We start from the raw sequence: 17,900 nt of genomic DNA, 5'->3' as shown, positions 1-17,900 counted from the left end.
GTTGATCCAGTCCGTCCCCGCCGGCGTGCTGCTGCCCGTGAGCGTGCTGCACTCCCAGGGCTTCGCCGTCCTCGCCACGTTCGTGGCCATCAACACCCTCGTCTACGTGGTGCTGGCCGCCGCCAAGGTGCTGCCCAAGGTCTACGTCCGCGACTGGCTGCCCCGCCGCGGCGCGCGGCAGGAGACGCGCAGCATCCACCCGGACGGCCCGCTCTAGGACCCGGTCAGGCGGCGTCGGCCTCGCGCACCACGATCCGGCGCACCGCCGCGAGCCGCTCGAGCGTGCGGGCGATCTCCCGCGCCCGGCGCGCCCCGGCGCGGAACGTGAGCACCACGGCGCCCGCCCGGCCGGGCGCGTCGGCCGGCGGCGTCACCACCGCCGTGGCCGCGGGCACCGCGGGCGGGACCGTCGACGTCGCCAGCGACTCGACGCTCACGCCGCGCGAGGCGAACACCCCGGTCAGCATCGCCACCGTGCCCACCTCGTCGGCGGCGTGCAGCTCCACGGCCACCTCCCACCGCGGCTCGGCGCCCGGGCGCAGGTCCGGCGGCGTGGCGGCGGCCTCGCCGACGACGGGGTCGGCGCCCGCCGCCGGACGCACGCCCAGCCGCTCGAGCATCGCGTCGATCCCCTGCCCCGACGCGGCGAGCAGCCGGCGCTCGTCCTCCTCGAGCGGGTCGAGCACCACGCGCGACCAGCCCTCGGGGCCGAGGATCACCGGGACGCCGAGCACGTGCCCGGGCAGGTCCACCTCGCCGTCGAGCGCCACCTGCCCGGCCACGACGATGTCGCGCCCGTCGAGCAGCGTGCGCACCAGGTCCACCGTGGCCGCGGCCGTCGCGGCCGCCGTCTTCGCGCCGGACTGGTGCGTCATCCACGGCCGCGTGATGACCCGCAGGTCCGCCGGCATGGCGTCCACCAGCGTGAACGCCTCGCCGACGTCGCGCACCGCCACCTCGTCGAGCAGCCGCTTGGCGTCCGCGACCTCCTGCGGCAGCACGTCGAGGGAGCGGTCGCGGCGCAGGTGCGCGACGGCGGCGCGGCGCTCGGCGGCGTCGAGCCCCGCGACGCGCACGGTGGACCACAGCGGCACCGCCCGGACGCCGTGCTCCCCGGCGGCGAACCCGCCCACGCGGTGGCGTCGCAGCCCGAGCGAGACGGCGATCTCGCGGCGGAAGCGCAGCGTGTCGAGCCAGGCGCCCATGCCGATGACCCGGTGCCGGCCGAGGGCGTCGGCCATCACCGCGACGCCGAGCTCGACCGGGTTGGTCACGACGATGACCACCTCCTTGCCCGAGCCGTGCGCGGCCAGCGCCCGCGCGTAGGAGCGGAACACCTCGAGGTTGTCGGCGGCCAGGGCGGAGCGGTCGCCGTCGGCGCCGGGCCGGGCGGGCGCCGTGCGCCCCGCGGTGGCGACGACGACGTCCGCCACGACGTCGTCGGGCGAGAGCGCGACGTCGATCAGCGGGGCGCGCTCGTCGAACGCGTCGACGAGGTCGGCCCGCAGCCCGTAGGCGGCGCTGGCGGAGCTGCCGCCGGGGCGCCCCACGAGCTGCAGCCGGGAGGTGGGGGTGAGCAGCCCGCCGGCGATGAGCTGCGTGCACACCTGCCGGCCGACGTCCCCGGTGGCACCGAGCACTGCGACGTCCATGCGGCGAGCCTAACGACGCGGCCCCGGCGGCAGGCCCGGCCGGCGCGGGCCGGTCAGGCGAGCTCGAGGCGCTGGGCGATCTCCACCATCGTGTCGACGACGGCGCGCACGGCGGGCCCGGGCTCGTGCCGCGTGGCGCGGTGGCGCAGCATGAGGCGCCGCGAGCCGAGCCCGGCGAGGCGCACCACCTGCACGCCGTCGGCCGAGTCGGCCTCGATCGCGAGGGCCGGGATCATCGCGACCCCCTGGCCGGCGGCCACCAGCGCGATCGCGGTGTCGAAGTCGTAGAACGAGTGGCGCGTGGTGAAGGTGGTGCCCAGGGTGCGGGCGAGGCGCTGCAGGGCGCGGTCCGACGCGGTGCCGGGCTCGCCCGCCACGAACGTGGCGTCGGCCAGGTCGTCCACGCGCTCGGGCGCCGGCTGCCCGGCCGGCACGATGAGCCGCCACGGCTCGTCGAGCAGCGGCACGTCGTGCGAGCCGCGCGGCGCCGGGGCGTCCACGTCCGAGTCCCGCTCGAGGACGACGAGGTCGACGTCCCCGGCGCGCAGCATCCGCAGCGCCTCCGCCGGCTCGTGCTCGTTCACCGAGATCTCGACGGCCGGGTAGCGCTCGGCGAGCTCGCCGAGCGCCGGCGCGACGACGGCGCGGATCGCCGTCTGGAACGACCCGATCGTGACGGTCCCGCTGACGCCCTCGCCCAGGGCGGCGATCGCCTGGTGGGCCTCGACCAGCTCCGCCTCGATGCGCTCGGCCGTCTCGGCGAGCACCCGGCCGGCCGGCGTGAGGGTCACGCCGCGCGGCCCGCGGTCGAGCACCGGGAAGCCCTCCTCGGCCTCCAGCCGGGCGATCTGCTGCGACACGGCGGACGGCGTGACGTGCAGCAGCTCGGCCGCCGCCAGCACGCCTCCGGCGCGGTGGACGGCGAGGAGGAACGACAGTCGACGAGGGTCCGTGGGCATGCAGCGATCCTAACTGTCCGGTGCAGGAACGTTCGATTGCGCTGAACCACATTCGTGGTGTTTCATGAGGGCGCGCCACGACCGCCCGCAAGCAGCACGAGCAGCACGGCCCAGGGGCTCCATCGGCGCGAACCCACCCCTCTGCCCTCCCCGGGCGCGCTCTCGCGCGCCTCCGTCGTGCCCGGAGACCACCGTGTCGCTCGTCACTCTCATCACCGTCCTCGGCTGGGTCGGCGCCGTCGCCGGCATCGTCGCCTACGGCATGGTCAGCAAGGGCCGCTGGGGCGCAGGCTCCCTCGCGTTCCAGATCACCAACCTCGCCGGCGCGGTGCTGATGTTCCTCGTCGCGGCCGCGAACGGCGTCTGGCCCTCGGCCGCCGCCAACGTGGCCTGGATCGTCATCGGCCTGCAGGCGCTGACGACCATCGTGCGCGAGCGCGCGGCCCGGCGCCGCGCCGCCGAGCCGCGCGCGTTCGAGCTCGCCGCCTGACCGACGGCGGCGTCAGCCGCGCCGGCGGACCGCGACCGGCACCACCAGCCACAGCACCGCGAGCACCACGATCACCGAGGCGCCCACCACCAGGCCCGCGTCGTGGCCGACCACGACGTCGAACACCAGGCTCGTGGTCCCGGCGACCACGAGCGCGAGCAGCACGAGCGCGGCCCGCGTCATCCGGTCGGCGGCCGTGACGAGCTCGCGCTTGAGGTGCCGGCGGAACAGCGCCCGGTGCATCGACACGGGCCCGACGGCGAGGCCCGTCGTCGACGCCGCCAGGACCACCAGCACCAGGTACAGCGTGCGCTGGTAGTCGGTGAGGTCCGCGAACCGCGGCTGGAAGGGCAGCGTCAGCAGGAAGCCCGTGAGGATCTGCACGCCGGTCTGCATCACGCGCAGCTCCTGCAGCAGCTCGACCCAGTTCCGGTCGGAGCGCTGCGCCGGCGTCTCGGGACGTCCGTGGTCGTCCCCCGGCCGGGCGCCGGCCACCTGCTCGTCGACCACGCGGGCCCCTCCCTCCGATCGTGCCCGGGAGGGTGGGCCCGGGCTGGCGACGAATGATGCACCGGTCCTGCCCCGCTCGCACGCCGGGAGCACTTCTCGTGCGGAATCGGACGGCGTGCCGCAAGGTGAGCCGGTCGTCGGTCGCCTCACGCACCGACCTGTGTCACGAGGAGGTCGTCGTGCCCGTTCACCTGCGCCAACACCCCGGTCGTCCCCGCACCGCCGCCACGGCGGCCGCGAGCGCCGCCGCCGTCGCCCTGCTGCTCGGCGCCTGCGCCACCGGCACGGGCGGCGACGGACAGGCCGCCGACGTCGACTTCAGTGCTACCCCTTCCCCGGGCAGCTCGCTCGACGTCATGGGGTTCGGCACCGGCGACGAGGTCGGCAAGGTGCGCCACGACCGCGCCGTCGAGGCGCTGGGCATCGACGTCAGGCTCTCCGAGGGGGCGCTCGACCCGCAGGCGTTCCTGTCCGCCGCGGCGTCGGGCAACCCGCCGGACCTGATCTACGCCGAGCGCACCCAGATCGGCACCTTCGCCTCGCGCGGCGCGATCCTGCCGCTGTCGGCCTGCATCGAGGCCCAGGGCATCGACACCGACGCGTACGTCGACTCCGCCCTGGCGCAGGTGACGTTCGACGGCGAGGTGTACGGGATCCCGGAGTTCAACCAGATCCAGGTCACCATGGCCAACGCCGACCTGCTCGCCGGCGCGGGCCTCGACATCTCGGCGGTGGACGGCTCCGACCCCGACGCGGCGCTGGCGGCCGCCGAGGCGATGACCCGCAGCGACGGCGGCAGCCTCTCGGTGATCGGCTTCGACTCGAAGCTGCCGGAGTTCCTGCCGCTGTGGGCCAAGGGCCGCGGCGCCGACCTGCTGTCCGCCGACGGGCGCACCGCGCAGCTCGACGACCCCGAGGTGGTCGCCGCGCTCGAGAAGGCCGTGGCGGTCTACGACGCCCAGGGCGGCTTCCCGGCGGTCAAGACCTACCGCGACTCGGCGGACTTCTTCGGTGCCGGCAACCAGTTCGCGACCGGGACGCTGGGCGCGATGCCCATGGAGCAGTGGTACGTCAACGTGCTCAACGAGAGCTCGCCGGACGCGCCGATGGCGTTCGGGCCGTTCCGCGGCACGGACGGCGAGGTGCTCTCCTTCGCCACCGGTTCCGCCTGGGCCGTCCCGGCCGACGCGGACGACCCGGCCGCGGCCTGCGCGTACGCCGCCCGCATGACCGAGACCGACGCGTGGATGGCGGCGGCCCAGGCCCGCGCGGACGCCCGCGCGGCCGACGGCCTGGTGTTCACCGGCGTGCTGACCGGCAACGAGGAGGCCGACGCGCAGATCCGCTCCGAGCTCGTGCCCGCGGACGCGCCGCAGCCGTGGGCGGACGCCATCGACGCCGTCTACGCCGCCAACGACCACGCGTTCGCGCTGCCGGCCAACCCGGCCGACAACGAGTTCGAGCAGGCGTGGCAGGACGCGGTCAACCGTGTCCTCAACGGCCAGGAGGAGCCCGCGGAGGCGCTGGCCCAGGCGCAGCAGGAGGCGCAGGCGGCGCTCGACGAGGCCTGGCAGAAGTGGGACGACCGGCAGGCCGACGGATCGGCCGGCCAGGACGCGCAGTGAGCACCCTCCCGCGCACGGCGGTGCCGGGGGTCCCCGGCACCGCCGCGCCGGCGCGGCCGCGGGCCCGGCGCCTCACCGCGCGCGCCCGCCACGAGCGCAACGCCGGCCTGGCGTTCATCAGCCCGTGGGCCATCGGGTTCCTGGTCTTCACCGCGTGGCCGATCCTCTACAGCTTCTACCTGTCGCTGACCGACTACGACGTGCTGAACGACCCCACGTTCGTGGGCCTCGAGAACTACCGCCGCATGGCCGAGGACCCGCAGGTGCGCCTCGCCCTGTGGAACACGCTGCAGTACACGGTGCTGCAGGTGCCCCTGTACGTCGTCGTGGCCCTGGCGCTCGCGCTGCTGCTGCACCAGGCCGGGCGCGCCAAGGGCTTCTTCCGCACGGCGTTCTTCGTGCCCAAGATGACGCCGCCGGTCGCGGTCGGCGTGCTGCTGCTGATGCTCTTCAACGGCCAGTACGGCCTGGTCAACAAGGTGCTCGGCGTCTTCGGCATCGACGGGCCGAGCTGGACCACCGACCCGGTGTGGATCAAGCCGGGCCTGGCGCTGGTGAGCCTGTGGGGCGTCGGGTCGGCCGTGGTCATCCTGCTGGCCGCCCTGCAGGACGTGCCGAAGGACCTGTACGACGCCGCCCGCGTCGACGGCGCGGGCTGGTGGCGCCGCACCCGCACCGTCACGCTGCCGATGATCAGCGGCGCGCTGTTCTTCGTCACCGTGGTGAACACGATCGCGGCGTTCCAGATGTTCACCGAGGCCTACTCCGCCTTCTTCGGGGCAGGCAACTCGACGTACTCCAACGACGCGGCGCTGTTCTACGTCATCTACCTGTTCCGCGAGGGGTTCGAGGAGCTGCACATGGGCTACGCCTCGGCCCTGGCGTGGCTGCTCTTCGTCGTCATCATGCTGGTGACGGCCGTGCAGCTGCTCGTCTCGCGCAGGCTCGTCTACTACGAGGGGGACCAGCGATGAGCGTCGGAAGGGACGAGCGATGAGCGCACCGGTCGCAGGCACGACGGCGGTGCCGGCCGCCGCGGCGAGCGCGACGATGCCGCCGCCCCGCCCGGCGCGCGGGGACGGCCGGCGCCGCCGGCGCTGGCTGCGCGCCGGCGTCGTCACGGCGCTCGTGGCGCTGGCCGTGGTGTTCGTCTACCCCCTGGTGTGGCTGCTGTCGGCGTCGTTCAAGCCGCGCGCGGAGGTCTTCGACAACCGGCTCGTCCCGGCGAACCCCACGCTGCAGAACTACCTGACGGTGTGGGAGTCGGCGCCGCTGGCGCTGTGGCTGGGCAACACGCTGGTGGTGACCGCGCTGGCGGCCACCGCGGCCACGGTCACCAGCGCCCTGGTGGCGTGGGGCTTCGCGCACTACCGGTTCCGCGCCCGCGGGCCCTTGTTCGGCCTGGTCCTGGCCACGATGATGCTGCCGGGCGCGGTGACGCTGATCCCCACCTTCCTCATCTGGAACCAGCTCGGGCTGGTCGGCACCCACGTGCCGCTGTGGGCGGGCAACCTGTTCGCGAGCGCCTTCTACGTCTTCCTGCTGCGGCAGTTCTTCCTGGGCCTGCCGCGCGAGCCGTTCGAGGCCGCCCGCCTCGACGGCGCGAGCGAGTGGACGCTGTTCTGGCGGATCGCCGTGCCGCTGTGCCGGCCCGCGCTGGTGCTGACGTTCCTCTTCGAGGCGCAGGCGTCGTGGACCGACCTCATGCGCCCCCTGGTCTACCTCCAGGACAGCTCCACGTTCACGGTCCCGCGCGGGCTCAAGGCCGTCGTCGACCAGTTCGGCCCCGGCGGCGAGTCCCAGTGGGAGGTCGTGGTCACCGCCTCGGTGATCACCACGGTGCCCATGATCCTGCTGTTCTTCGCCGGGCAGCGGTACTTCGTCCAGGGCATCTCCACCACGGGCTCCAAGGGCTGACGCCCCGAGCCCTCGAGCACCTCCCCGCACCTCCCGCACCGAAGGAGCACACGGCGTGCGAGCTCTCACCTGGCGCAAGCGCCAGACAGTCACCGTCGAGGACGTCCCCGACCCGCGGATCGTCGAGCCCACCGACGCCGTCGTCCGCGTCACGTCGACCGCGATCTGCGGGTCCGACCTGCACCTGTACGGCGTCCTGGGCATGTTCATGGACGCCGGCGACGTCATCGGCCACGAGGCCATGGGCGTCGTCGAGGAGGTCGGGCCCGAGGCGGCCGGCCGCCTGCGCGTCGGCGACCGCGTCGTCGTGCCCTTCAACATCTCCTGCGGCCGCTGCTGGATGTGCACCCACGGGCTGCAGTCCCAGTGCGAGACCACCCAGGTGCACGCGCACGGCAAGGGCGGCGCGCTGTTCGGCTACACCCGCCTGTACGGCTCGGTGCCGGGCGGCCAGGCCCAGTTCCTGCGGGTGCCGCAGGCGCAGTACGGGCCGATCGTGGTGCCCGACGACGGCGAGCCCGACGAGCGGTACCTGTACCTCTCGGACGTGCTGCCCACCGCGTGGCAGGCCGTGGCGCACGCCGAGGTGCCCGCCGGCGGCACCCTGGCCGTGCTCGGCCTGGGCCCGATCGGACAGATGGTCGCCCGGATCGCGCTGCACCGCGGCGCGGGCCGCGTCGTCGGCGTCGACCTGGTGCCCGAGCGGCTCACCATGGCGGCCCGCCACGGCGTCGAGGTGCTCGACGCCTCGCACGCCGGCGACGGCGACGTCGCCGACGCGATCCGCTCGGTGACCGACGGGCGCGGCGCGGACGCCGTCGTCGACGCCGTCGGCATGGAGGCGCACGGCTCCCCCTTCGCCGAGATGTCGCAGAAGGCGGTGGGGTTCCTGCCGGACGCCGTCGCCGCGCCGCTCGCCGAGCGCGCCGCCACGGACCGGCTCGCGGCGCTGTACACGGCGATCGACGTCGCGCGCCGGGGCGGCACCGTGGTGCTGTCCGGCGTCTACGGCGGCGCCAAGGACCCGCTGCCGCTCCTGCAGCTGTTCGACAAGCAGCTCACGCTGCGGATGGGGCAGGCGAACGTGCGCCGCTGGAGCGACGAGATCCTGCCCCTGGTGACCGACCCGGCCGACCCGCTCGGCGTGCTCGACCTGCGCACGCACCGCCTGCCGCTGGAGCAGGCGCCCGAGGCCTACCGGATGTTCCAGCACAAGGACGACGGCTGCATCAAGGTGGTCCTCGACCCCTGGGCCTGAGCGCGGAGGTCAGCGCTCCGGCTCGCGCTCGAGGTCGGGACCGACCTCGAGGTCGACGACGACGGCGAGGTGGTCGCTGAGCCCGAGGTCCACCGCGCGCGCCGGCCCGGTCGCGCGCACGGCGCCGTCGAGCAGCACGTGGTCGATGGTGCTGCGGGGACGGCGCCGGGGGAACGTCGGCGCCGTGACCACGTCGCGCCACCCGGTGCGCTGCGCGGGCAGGTCGCCGGGGATGTTGAGGTCGCCGAGCAGCACGAGCGGGCGCGGCGCGCCCCGCAGCCGGCGCGCCAGCCACCGCAGCTGCACCCGGTTCCACCGCCGCCACGAGGACAGGTGGGTGTTCACCACCGTGAGCGGTCCCTGCGGCGTCTCGACGACGGCGGCGACGGCAGCCCGTGGCTCGTCCGGCCCGAGCCGCACGCGGCCGAGGAGCCAGGGCGTGCCCACCGGCAGGCGCACCCGGTGCCACGCGCGCACCGGGTGCCGGGACAGCAGGGCGATGCCGTATGCGGGCACCTCGGGGGGCTCGTCGCCGCGCGCCCGCCGCGTCCCCGCACCGGGGGCGCTGCCGGCACCGCCGGCACCGAGCAGGGCGCGCACGACGGCGGCCGGCCGGGCCCGGCGGCCCGGGCCGGCGGCGGCCCGCGCGGCGACCAGCGGTGACGCACCCACCGGCCCGGCCAGGGCGGGGACGTACCGGTGGTCGTGCGCCCCGACCGCCTCGGCGACCGCGCGGGCCAGGTCGGCGCCCCCGGAGCGGGCCTGCCCCCGGTCGACCTCCTGCAGCGCCACGACGTCGGCGTCCAGCGCGGCCACGGCGCGCGCGAGCCGGTCGGCGTCCGTGGCGCCGTCGTCGCCGCGCCCGTGCTGGACGTTGAAGGTGACGAGCCGGATCACGCGGCCGCCTCGCGCGCGCCGCGGGCCACGCCCAGGCGGCCGGACCGGGCCGGGCCCCGGCCGCAGGCGACGTCCGCCACGAGCGCGCGGTGGTCCGACGTCCCGGTGTGCACCGCCCCGCCCGGCGCGACGGCGTGCACGTCGCCGCTGCCGAGGACGTGGTCGATCTGGTGGCGCGGCTCCTCGAGCGGGAACGTAGGGTCCTGGGCCAGCGGCCGCCAGCCCGTGAGCCGGGACGGCAGCGCGCCGCGCAGGTTGAGGTCGCCCATCACCACCATCGGCCGGGTCAGCGCGCGGCACGACCACCACAGCCGGCGCAGCTGCACCGCGTTCCAGCCGGGCAGGAACGTCAGGTGGGTGGAGACCACCGTCAGCGGCCCGCCCGGCACGTCGACCAGGGCCGCGAGCGCCGCGCGCGGCTCGTCCTTGACCAGGATCGGCGGCTTGTCCTTGAGCATCAGCGGCCAGCGGACCGGCAGCGCGGGCAGCGCCATCTTGCGCCACCGCAGCACGGGGTAGCGGCTCACGATCGCGATGCCGTACTCGGCGGCGCCCGGCTGGCGGTCGCCGGTGGCACGCGTCCAGACGCCGGGCTCGCCCCGGAGAGTGGCGGCGAACCGGTGGTCGGCCGCGCCCATGGCCTCCGCGGCGACGGCCGTGAGGTCGGCGCCCGTCGAGCGCGGCTGGTCGCGGTCCACCTCCTGCAGCGCCAGCACGTCGGCGTCGAGGCCGGCGACGGCGTCGGCGAACCGGCCGACGTCCACCTCGCCGTCGGACAGCGACCGGCCGTGCAGGATGTTGAACGTCGCGAGCCGCAGCCCGCCGCGCCGAGGATCCGTCACCCGCACGATTGTGGGCCGGGCGGCCGGGGGTCGCACCCGGTCCGGCCGGGAGACCGAAGCGCCTGGTCCGGGCGCCGCGACGGCCTCCCGCGACCCCCGGCGGGGCGCGCCGAGCGGCGCGCGAGCTCCGGGCATCCGGGGCAGCATGAGGCGATGGAGGAGAACGCATGACCCTGCTGACCGAGGACCAGCGCGACGACCTGCGCGACGCGGTGCGCCTGAGCGCCGTGGCGCTGCGGGAGGCCGGTGTGCCGTACGCCCTGTGCGGCGGGTACGCCGCCTTCGCCCGCGGCGGTCCGGAGCCGCACCACGACGTGGACTTCATCGTCCGTCCCGAGGACGCCGAGCGCGCGCGCCAGGCCCTCGCCGACGCCGGCCTCGAGCTGCGCGAGCCGGCGGAGGACTGGCTGTTCAAGGCCTACCACCACGGCGCGCTCGTCGACGTCATCTACGTCCTCGGCGGGGAGCCGGTGGGCGAGCGGCTGCTCGCGGCGGCGGACACCGTCGAGGTGCTCGCCGTGCGCATGCCCGTGCTGCACGCCACGGAGATCGTCGCGTCCAAGATGCGCGCGCTGGCGGAGCACGACTGCAACTTCAGCCTGCTGCTGCCGATCGTGCGGGCGCTGCGCGAGCAGGTGGACTGGTCCGAGGTGCGCCGCCGGGTGGACGGCAACCCGTACGCCGAGGCCTTCCTCTACCTCACCGACCGGCTCGGCGTGACGGCGCTGCCGGTGCCGGCCCCCGACGTCACGCCCAGCACGGCCGACGCGCGGCGCTGACGCCGGCGCCGGCCGCCGGCGCCGCTCAGGAGCCGTCGTCGCTGACGTCGAAGACCTCCTCGTAGAGGTCGCGCGCCGCGCGGACCACGTGGTCCGGGATCACGGCCACCGGCTGCACGTCGCCGATGAGCGGCTCGCAGTCGGGGCCGCGGCCCACGACCTCGCCCGTGAGCACCCACGCGAAGCGGTCGTCCTGGCGCAGGTGCGCGTACTGCACGACCTGCCGGGCCACCCAGTGCTCGGCGGGCCGGTCGAACCACGGCTCCGGGTCGAGCGGGTTCGCCGAGAGCCCGGGCAGCTCGCAGCCCGACTCGTGGTCCATGCTGCGGCCGGACGCGTCCACCTTCGGACCGCTGCTGAACCGCACGTACAGCGGGGTCCGGCTGCGCGCCAGCTCCGCCAGCTCCTCGAGGGTCTGCACCTCCGGCAGCCCGTCCGGCCCGGTGGGACGCCGGCTCACGGGCACCTCGCTGCCCGCACGTCCCGAGTCCTCGTCCGTCGTCGTCATCGCCGCCCTCCGTCTCCTCGTTCCTCCGCCCCCTGCCCGCCGTCCCCGCCGGCGGTCCGCTCATCGCACCACCACGGGTGGGGGCACGCACGACGGCGGCGGTCCCGCCGCGCGGGGCCGCCGCCGTGGTGCGTGGTGCATGGTCGTCCGGCCGGCGTCCGGCCGGCGTCCGGCCGGCGTCGCCGGCGAGGGCGGTCAGAAGACCGGCTTGCCGCCCGTCACCCCGAGCACCGTGCCCGAGACGTACGAGGCCGTGACGTTCGAGGCGAGGAACACGAACGCCGGCGCGAGCTCGGCCGGCTGGCCGGCGCGGCCGAGCGGCGTGTCCGAACCGAACTTCTCGATCTTCTCCGTCACCTGGGTGGCCGGCTGCAGCGGCGTCCAGATGGGGCCGGGCGCCACGGCGTTGACCCGGATGCCGCGCTCGCCGACCTCCGCGGCGAGGTTCACCGTGAAGTTGGTGATGGCTGCCTTGGTCGAGGCGTAGTCGAGCAGCGTCGTGGACGGCTCGTAGGCCTGGATCGAGGCGTTGTTGATGATCGACCCGCCCTCGCCGATGTGGGTCAGCGCCTGCTGGGTGATCCAGAACAGCGCGTACAGGTTCGTCTTGAAGGTGCGGTCCAGCTCCTCGCTGGTGATGTCCGCGATCGACTGGCGCCGCGCGTACTGGAAGCCGGCGTTGTTGACGAGGACGTCGAGGCCGCCGAGCTCGTCGGCGGCGCGGTCGACGAGCTCGCGGGCCGTCGACTCCTCGCGGATGTCGCCGGGCAGCAGCACGGCCTTGCGGCCGGCCTCCTCGACCCAGCGCGCCGTCTCCTCGGCGTCCTGCTGCTCGTCGGGCAGGTAGCCGATCGCGACGTCGGCACCCTCGCGGGCGAACGCGATGGCCACGGCGCGGCCGATGCCGGAGTCGCCGCCCGTGATCAGGGCGCGGTACCCGGTGAGCTTGCCGGAGCCCTCGTAGCTGGACTCGCCGTGGTCCGGCTGGGGCGTCATGGGCTCGGTGAGGCCCGGGGGCTCCTGCTGCTGGGCGGGGAAACCTGCGGAATCGGACTGCTGGGACATGGAGCGACCTCCGCGCGTGTCGGTGGCATGGGACACGGACCGGCGGGCGGTCCGTGCCCGTCAACGTAGGCAGGCGCGGCCGGGCTCGCACGGGGGCCGGGCGGCCGACCACGTCGTTCGGATCGCGGAATCGGGGCGGACCTGTTCTCCTGGGGCGACATGTGTTCGACGTGCCGACCTGGGGAAGTGACCTTAATGTTCCGTTCGCGATCAGCCGCGCCGGGTCGGCGCGTCGCGACCGGCTCCGCCCGCACCGGAGGTCGAGCCCACGGCCTCCACGCCCCCTTCCCCAGGGAGACGACATGACCGACAGTGCGCCCTTCGACCAAGCGCTCGAGGCCGCGCTGGGCGCGGGCACGCGCCCGCCGGTCGGCCGCTACCGCCTGGACCTCGCGAGCGGGAAGTGGGCCTGGTCGGACGAGGTCTACACGATGCACGGCTTCAAGCCGGGCGAGATCCTGCCGACCACCGAGCTGATGCTCTCCCACAAGCACCCGGACGACCGGGCGCGCGTGGACGGGATCCTGCACGACGCCGCGCGGACGGGCGAGGCGTTCAGCTCCGTCCACCGCATCTTCGACGCGCAGGGCACCGTCCGGACGATCGCCGTGACCGGTCAGGGGCGCCGCGACCCGGAGTCCGGCGACGTCTGCGAGCTGGTCGGCTACTTCATCGACGTCACCGAGGCGCAGAAGGAGGTCGCGCAGCGCGAGGCGACGCGGTCGATCCGCGCGTCGGCCGAGCGGCGCGCGGCCATCGAGCAGGCCAAGGGCGTGCTCATGGTGGCGTTCAGCGTGGACGCCGAGAAGGCGTTCCAGCACCTGCGGCACGCGTCGAACCTCGCGAACGTCCCGGTGCGCGACCTCGCCGCGTGGCTCGTGCAGTGGTTCAGCCGGCCGGGACTGACGGCGTTCCCGTCCCCGGAGGAGATCACGGGCTTCCTGGCGGCACCGTCGCCGCCGGAGGACCCGCAGCTCATGGCCGGCTGAGGCAGGCTCCGGACCGCCCGGACCCCGCCCAGGAACTGTTCGGGACCTGCCCGGTACCTGCCCGCGACCCCGGCGGGGCCACGGCGGGGCCACGGCGGGGCGGCGTCAGGACCGCGGCGGCTCCGTCACCACGAGCACGCGCACGTCCCACGGCCCCAGCTCGACGACGTCGCCCGCGGACCAGGCCCGCTCCCCCGTCACGTCCGCCGCCGCCTCGGGCAGCGCGAACGTCGACGGCGTCCACGACCAGTTGTGCACGAACCGCAGCCGCTCCCCGTGGCGGTTGCGCGCGCCGGTCACCGTCTGGGTGTCCGCCTGCGGCCGCCACGCGCCGCCGTCGGCGGCCCCGACCGCCGCAGCGCCCGTGGCCCAGCCCAGCACCGCGGCGGCGAGGCCGGGCGAGGGCACCGTGCCGACCATCGTGACCCGGCCGCTGCCGGCGGCGCGGGTCGTCACCGCGGCGAACCTCCCGAAGTGCGGGTGGTCGTAGCCGGCGAGCACCTCGGAGCCGTCGGGCTGCAGCCCGTCGACCCACCACCGCCCCGCGGCGTCGTCGGGCAGCGCGAGGGCCGCGCTCCCGCGCACCGGGACCGGCGCGTCGACCGTCGAGAACTCGTCGTACCAGGTGCCGGCGGCCGCGGCCAGGTGCGCGGGCTTGCGCTCGAGCCGCGCCCGCGCCTCGTGGTCCTCGTAGCCCGTCCGCACCCCGACCACCAGGTGGCCGCCCGCCTCGGCGTACCGCCGCAGCCAGGCCAGGGTCGCGTCGTCGAGGATGGTCAGCGCCGCCGCGACGAGCACCGGGTGCTGCACGGCGAACGCCGCGGGGTCCCGCGCCGCGAGGCCGCCGGCGTGGACGATGCGGGACGACAGTCCCGCCTCGAAGGCCCCGCGCAGGTAGGCGTCCACGGTGGTCTGGAAGGCGCGCTCGTGGGGCCCGGCGCCGCCGCCGTAGGCGGGGAACTCCTGCAGCGCCCACTTCGAGGCGTTGTCCCACACCACGGTGACGTCGTGGTCCGGGGTGAGGCCGGCGACGCGGTCGCCCGCCGCGGCCAGCTCGGCCCCGAGCTCGGCCACCTGCCGGTAGACCCGGCCGGGCTCGAGGCTGTGCGGCAGCACCCCGCCCCAGTACGTCTCGGTGCCGTAGTGCAGCGTGTGCCAGTGCCAGTACTCGATCATCGTGGCGCCGCGCGAGACCAGCGCCCACGCCGCCTGGCGCCACTGGCCGTCGTACGCCGGCTCGTTCTGCCACGGCGAGCCGATCGCCGTCGCGTCGGTCTCCGTGACCAGGAACGGCTCCTGGCGCGAGGCGTACATCCGGTCCGCCGTCGCATACAGCGACCACGTCCCGTGCGTCATCCAGTGCTGAGGCGCGTCGTCCGCCGCAGGCAGGGCCAGGTGGTCCTGCATCCGGTAGTAGGCGTTGCCGCTGGTGACGTCGAGGCGCGCGGCCACGGCCTCGTCCTGGAGCGTGGGGCGCTCGTAGGCGAAGCAGGTGGTGACGAACTGGTCGGCGCGGGCGTGCTCGCGCACGACGTCGGCCTGCCAGCCGATGAAGTCGGTGGTCAGCGTGGCCTGGAACCTCCGCCACGCCAGCGCGTACTGCGGCTGGGCGTTCGCGTCGGGCGTCCACAGGTCCGCCCACGTGGACAGCCGGTGCGACCAGTAGGTCAGGCCCCACTCGCGGTTGATGGTCTCGACGTCGCCGTAGGTGCGGCGCAGGTGGTCGACGAAGCGCTGGAACACCTGCGGGTTGAAGAAGATCTCGTTCCCGGGCTCGTTGTCGACCTGGAAGCCGACGACGGCGGGGTGACCGGCGTAGCGCTCGACGACGCGGCGCACCACGCGCTCGGCGTGGAAGAGGAACGCCGGGTGGGAGTAGTCGATCTCCTGCCGGGCGCCCCAGCCCATCGGCCGGCCGGTGCGGCGGTGGACGTTGATCTCCGGGTAGAGGCGGGCCAGCCACGGCGGCGCCGCGTAGGTGGGCGTGCCGAGCACGACGCGGATGCCGCGCTCGTGCGCGCCGTCGAGCACGGGCTGCAGCCAGTCCAGGTCGAACCGTCCGTCCTCGGGCTCCCACGTCGACCACACCGACTCGCCGACGCGGATGACGCTGAAGCCGGCGTCGCGCATGAGGTCGAGGTCCTGCTCGAGGCGCGGGACGGGCTGGTACTCGGCGTAGTAGGCCGCGCCGAACAGCACGCGGTCGGCCAGGCCGGGATACCGCTCGGTCACCGACGGCGCCGGCTCGGTCGGCGGGGGCTCGGTGGCCCCACCGCCCGTCGTCGCCGCCCGGCGCTCACCCTCGACCGCGTCCGCCATCTCAGCTCCCTCGCTGCCGTGACCGGACGGCAGTCGACCACGGCGGTGACGACGCGGTCAACGGGCGGCCTCCGGTGCGGTGGTGGCGCCGTGGTGGCGCGCGGCGGCGCCTCAGCGCCCGCCGGCCACGCGCAGCGTCGTGCCGGCGACGTAGGCCGCGGCGTCGGAGAGCAGGAAGGCGACGGCGTCGGCCACGTCCTGCGGCGTGCCGACGCGCCCCATCGGGTGCGCGGCGGCCACCCGCGCGGCGCGGCCCGGGTCCCCGGCCCCCGCGTGGATGCCGGTGTCCACCGTCCCGGGCGCGACGCCGACCACGCGGACGCCCTCGCCCGCGACCTCGAGCGCGAGCCCGCGGGTCAGCGCGTCGACGCCCGCCTTGGCCGCCGCGTAGTGCACGTACTCGCCCGGCGCCCCGGTCGTGGCCGCCGCCGACGAGACGTTGACCAGCACGCCCCCCGCGCCGCCGCGTGCGGTGCTCAGGGCGCGCACGGCGGCCCGCGCCACGAGCACCGCGGCGGTGAGGTTGAGGTCGACGACCCGGCGCACGACGTGGGCGGGCGTCTCGGCGAGCGGACCCACGTGCAGCGTGGCGCCCGCGTTGTTGACCACGCCGGTGAGCCGGCCGGCCTCCGCCGCGCGGGCGAACAGGTCCGCCACGCCGTCGTCCGTGGTCACGTCGGCCCGCACGAGCGCGCACGCCGCGCCGTGCCGGGCGACGGCGGCGGCCGTCGCGGCCGCCGCGTCGTCGTCCGCGGCGTACCCGAGCACGAGGTCGTGGCCCGCGGCGGCCAGCCGCAGTGCGACGGCGGCGCCGATCCCGCGGGTGCCGCCCGTGACGAGGGTCAGCGGTCGGGCCGCGGCACCGCCCGCGGTCACAGCGTCGCCTGCCAGGCGACGATGCGGTCCACCGCGCGCGCCACCGTCTCGGGGGCGGCCGCGAAGCTCAGCCGCACCCAGTCCCGGCCGTGCACGCCGTCGAAGTCCGTGCCCGGCGTCAGCGCGACGTCCGCCTCGGCCAGGAGGCGGGCGCAGTACGTCTCCGAGTCGAGGCCGGTCCCGCTGATGTCGCCGTAGAGGTAGAACGCGCCGTCGGCGGGCGCGACGGGGCGCCAGCCGAGCTCGTCGGCCCGCTCGAGCAGGGCGGCGCGGCTCGTGGCGTACCGCGCCACGTTCTCGGCGGAGGACGCGTAGCCCTCGGGCGTGAACGCGGCGACCCCGGCGTGCTGCGCCAGGGCCGGCGGGGAGAGCGCCACGTTGCCCGCCAGCGCGTCCACGGGGCCCACCAGCTCCTCGGGCAGCACCAGCCACCCCAGGCGCCAGCCGGTCATGGCCCAGTACTTCGAGAAGGAGTTGACGACGACGGCGCCCTGATCGGCGTACACCGCGGCGGTGGTCTGTTGTACGTCGTCGCTGTAGGCGATGCCGTGGTAGATCTCGTCGCTGATCAGACGCACGTCATGGTCCCCGCACCATCGGGCGACGGCGTCGAGCTCGGCGGGGGTGATCATCGTGCCGGTCGGGTTCGCGGGGCTGGCCACGACGAGCCCGTCGAGGCCGCCGCCGTAGTAGGCCTCCATGAGCTGGGACACCGTCGGCTGGTAGCGCGTCTCGGGGCCGCAGTCGAGCTCGACGACCTCGCAGCCGAGGGCCGCGAGGATGTTCTTGTACGCGGGGTAGCCCGGCCGGGCGAGCGCCACGCGGTCGCCGACGTCGAACGAGGCGAGGAACGCCAGCACGAACCCGCCGCTCGAGCCGGTGGTCACCGCGACGCGGGCCGGGTCCACCTCGACGCCGTACCAGCGCCGGTAGTGCCCGGCGATCTCCCGGCGCAGCGCCGGGACGCCCAGCGCCTCGGTGTAGCCGAGGTCCCCCGAGCGCAGCACCTCCACGGCGCGGTCGCGCACCACGTCGGAGGCTCCGGTCGCGGGCTCGCCCGCGCAGAGGTTGAGCACGTCGTGGCCGAGGGCCCGGCGCTGGTTGGCTGCGGCCAGGACGTCCATGACCGCGAACGGCGGCACGTGCGAGCGCTGCGAGACCTTCATGGACCCATCTAAGCCGACCGCCAGGTCCGACCCCTCTCCCTCGCGGGC

At 75.3% G+C, this 17,900-nt stretch carries 18 protein-coding genes; 8 read left to right on the top strand and 10 right to left on the bottom strand.

Going from position 1 to position 17,900, the window contains the following annotated elements; translation table 11 throughout:
* The first annotated feature begins 1 nt into the window (after window position 1).
* Complete coding sequence (locus U5M74_RS11240; protein ID WP_410909041.1) at window positions 2–217, top strand: hypothetical protein; 216 nt, start codon at window positions 2–4, stop codon at window positions 215–217.
* A 7-nt stretch (window positions 218–224) separates the two neighbouring features.
* On the opposite strand, the gene U5M74_RS11235 is transcribed toward U5M74_RS11240, so the two are convergent.
* On the bottom strand, window positions 225–1,652 hold the full coding sequence (locus tag U5M74_RS11235) for a lactate/malate family dehydrogenase (protein ID WP_410909040.1): 1,428 nt from the start codon (window positions 1,650–1,652) through the stop codon (window positions 225–227).
* 53 nt (window positions 1,653–1,705) lie between these two features.
* Window positions 1,706–2,611, bottom strand: coding sequence for a LysR family transcriptional regulator (locus U5M74_RS11230; protein WP_410909039.1), 906 nt, complete (start codon window positions 2,609–2,611; stop codon window positions 1,706–1,708).
* Window positions 2,612–2,804: 193 nt separating this feature from the next.
* On the opposite strand from U5M74_RS11230, the gene U5M74_RS11225 reads away from it, so the two are divergent.
* Window positions 2,805–3,101 (top strand): CBU_0592 family membrane protein, encoded by a 297-nt coding sequence (locus tag U5M74_RS11225; protein ID WP_410909038.1) that lies wholly within the window; start codon window positions 2,805–2,807, stop codon window positions 3,099–3,101.
* A gap of 12 nt (window positions 3,102–3,113) precedes the next feature.
* Here U5M74_RS11225 and U5M74_RS11220 read toward each other — a convergent pair whose 3' ends face one another.
* Complete coding sequence (locus U5M74_RS11220) at window positions 3,114–3,611, bottom strand: DUF6328 family protein (RefSeq protein ID WP_410909037.1); 498 nt, start codon at window positions 3,609–3,611, stop codon at window positions 3,114–3,116.
* Between the two features lie 179 nt (window positions 3,612–3,790).
* On the opposite strand from U5M74_RS11220, the gene U5M74_RS11215 reads away from it, so the two are divergent.
* From U5M74_RS11215 to U5M74_RS11200, 4 genes are read left to right on the top strand one after another with little or no spacing between them, the layout of a single operon-like run.
* On the top strand, window positions 3,791–5,236 hold the full coding sequence (locus U5M74_RS11215) for an ABC transporter substrate-binding protein (protein WP_410909036.1): 1,446 nt from the start codon (window positions 3,791–3,793) through the stop codon (window positions 5,234–5,236).
* Window positions 5,233–6,210, top strand: a complete 978-nt coding sequence (locus tag U5M74_RS11210; RefSeq protein ID WP_410909035.1) for a carbohydrate ABC transporter permease — start codon at window positions 5,233–5,235, stop codon at window positions 6,208–6,210. Before U5M74_RS11215 ends, U5M74_RS11210 begins: the two co-directional genes overlap by 4 nt.
* A 19-nt stretch (window positions 6,211–6,229) precedes the next feature.
* A complete protein-coding gene (locus U5M74_RS11205; RefSeq protein WP_410909034.1) occupies window positions 6,230–7,153 on the top strand; it encodes a carbohydrate ABC transporter permease in 924 nt (307 codons plus the stop codon).
* A gap of 55 nt (window positions 7,154–7,208) precedes the next feature.
* The gene (locus U5M74_RS11200; RefSeq protein ID WP_410909033.1) at window positions 7,209–8,411 is read left to right on the top strand and encodes an alcohol dehydrogenase catalytic domain-containing protein; all 1,203 of its coding nucleotides are present in this window, start codon (window positions 7,209–7,211) and stop codon (window positions 8,409–8,411) included.
* Between the two features lie 9 nt (window positions 8,412–8,420).
* On the opposite strand, the gene U5M74_RS11195 is transcribed toward U5M74_RS11200, so the two are convergent.
* Both U5M74_RS11195 and U5M74_RS11190 read right to left on the bottom strand, forming a co-directional pair.
* A complete protein-coding gene (locus U5M74_RS11195) occupies window positions 8,421–9,308 on the bottom strand; it encodes an endonuclease/exonuclease/phosphatase family protein (protein ID WP_410909032.1) in 888 nt (295 codons plus the stop codon).
* Window positions 9,305–10,150 carry an endonuclease/exonuclease/phosphatase family protein gene (locus tag U5M74_RS11190; RefSeq protein ID WP_410909031.1) on the bottom strand — a complete coding sequence of 282 codons (846 nt, stop codon included), beginning with the start codon at window positions 10,148–10,150 and terminating at the stop codon, window positions 9,305–9,307. The genes U5M74_RS11195 and U5M74_RS11190 overlap by 4 nt, the downstream gene beginning before the upstream one ends.
* Window positions 10,151–10,317: 167 nt before the next feature.
* Between U5M74_RS11190 and U5M74_RS11185 the strand changes: the two genes are divergently transcribed.
* Window positions 10,318–10,929: a nucleotidyltransferase family protein gene (locus tag U5M74_RS11185; protein WP_410909030.1), complete on the top strand. Its 612-nt coding sequence runs from the start codon at window positions 10,318–10,320 to the stop codon at window positions 10,927–10,929.
* A gap of 25 nt (window positions 10,930–10,954) precedes the next feature.
* On the opposite strand, the gene U5M74_RS11180 is transcribed toward U5M74_RS11185, so the two are convergent.
* The gene (locus U5M74_RS11180; protein ID WP_410909029.1) at window positions 10,955–11,437 is read right to left on the bottom strand and encodes a DUF6098 family protein; all 483 of its coding nucleotides are present in this window, start codon (window positions 11,435–11,437) and stop codon (window positions 10,955–10,957) included.
* 195 nt (window positions 11,438–11,632) lie between these two features.
* A complete protein-coding gene (locus tag U5M74_RS11175; RefSeq protein WP_410909028.1) occupies window positions 11,633–12,502 on the bottom strand; it encodes an SDR family oxidoreductase in 870 nt (289 codons plus the stop codon).
* A 302-nt stretch (window positions 12,503–12,804) separates the two neighbouring features.
* Between U5M74_RS11175 and U5M74_RS11170 the strand changes: the two genes are divergently transcribed.
* Window positions 12,805–13,491: a PAS and ANTAR domain-containing protein gene (locus U5M74_RS11170; protein WP_410909027.1), complete on the top strand. Its 687-nt coding sequence runs from the start codon at window positions 12,805–12,807 to the stop codon at window positions 13,489–13,491.
* 105 nt (window positions 13,492–13,596) lie between these two features.
* Here the strand turns inward: U5M74_RS11170 and U5M74_RS11165 are convergent, their stop codons facing one another.
* From U5M74_RS11165 to U5M74_RS11155, 3 genes are all read right to left on the bottom strand, one after another.
* Window positions 13,597–15,810 (bottom strand): beta-galactosidase, encoded by a 2,214-nt coding sequence (locus U5M74_RS11165; protein ID WP_410909026.1) that lies wholly within the window; start codon window positions 15,808–15,810, stop codon window positions 13,597–13,599.
* Between the two features lie 111 nt (window positions 15,811–15,921).
* The gene (locus U5M74_RS11160; protein WP_410909025.1) at window positions 15,922–16,686 is read right to left on the bottom strand and encodes an SDR family oxidoreductase; all 765 of its coding nucleotides are present in this window, start codon (window positions 16,684–16,686) and stop codon (window positions 15,922–15,924) included.
* Window positions 16,683–17,852, bottom strand: coding sequence for a pyridoxal phosphate-dependent aminotransferase (locus U5M74_RS11155; RefSeq protein WP_410909024.1), 1,170 nt, complete (start codon window positions 17,850–17,852; stop codon window positions 16,683–16,685). The genes U5M74_RS11160 and U5M74_RS11155 overlap by 4 nt, the downstream gene beginning before the upstream one ends.
* Between the last annotated feature and the right edge of the window lie 48 nt (window positions 17,853–17,900).

It is taken from the genome of Puerhibacterium sp. TATVAM-FAB25, from assembly GCF_046535855.1.
In the GTDB taxonomy this organism is placed as follows: Bacteria; Actinomycetota; Actinomycetes; order Actinomycetales; family Cellulomonadaceae; genus Puerhibacterium; species Puerhibacterium variabilis_A.
Note: the sequence above shows the minus strand (reverse complement) of the source record. Positions and strands in the feature narration are given on the sequence as shown.

What these genes read in the sequence shown, in the direction of transcription:
- U5M74_RS11235 (WP_410909040.1), bottom strand. Translation starts at nt 1,652, where the DNA reads ATGGACGTCGCAGTGCTCGGTGCCACCGGGGACGTCGGCCGGCAGGTG.
- U5M74_RS11230 (WP_410909039.1), bottom strand. Translation starts at nt 2,611, where the DNA reads ATGCCCACGGACCCTCGTCGACTGTCGTTCCTCCTCGCCGTCCACCGC.
- U5M74_RS11205 (WP_410909034.1), top strand. Translation starts at nt 6,230, where the DNA reads ATGAGCGCACCGGTCGCAGGCACGACGGCGGTGCCGGCCGCCGCGGCG.
- U5M74_RS11185 (WP_410909030.1), top strand. Translation starts at nt 10,318, where the DNA reads ATGACCCTGCTGACCGAGGACCAGCGCGACGACCTGCGCGACGCGGTG.
- U5M74_RS11180 (WP_410909029.1), bottom strand. Translation starts at nt 11,437, where the DNA reads ATGACGACGACGGACGAGGACTCGGGACGTGCGGGCAGCGAGGTGCCC.
- U5M74_RS11175 (WP_410909028.1), bottom strand. Translation starts at nt 12,502, where the DNA reads ATGTCCCAGCAGTCCGATTCCGCAGGTTTCCCCGCCCAGCAGCAGGAG.
- U5M74_RS11170 (WP_410909027.1), top strand. Translation starts at nt 12,805, where the DNA reads ATGACCGACAGTGCGCCCTTCGACCAAGCGCTCGAGGCCGCGCTGGGC.
- U5M74_RS11165 (WP_410909026.1), bottom strand. Translation starts at nt 15,810, where the DNA reads ATGGCGGACGCGGTCGAGGGTGAGCGCCGGGCGGCGACGACGGGCGGT.
- U5M74_RS11155 (WP_410909024.1), bottom strand. Translation starts at nt 17,852, where the DNA reads ATGAAGGTCTCGCAGCGCTCGCACGTGCCGCCGTTCGCGGTCATGGAC.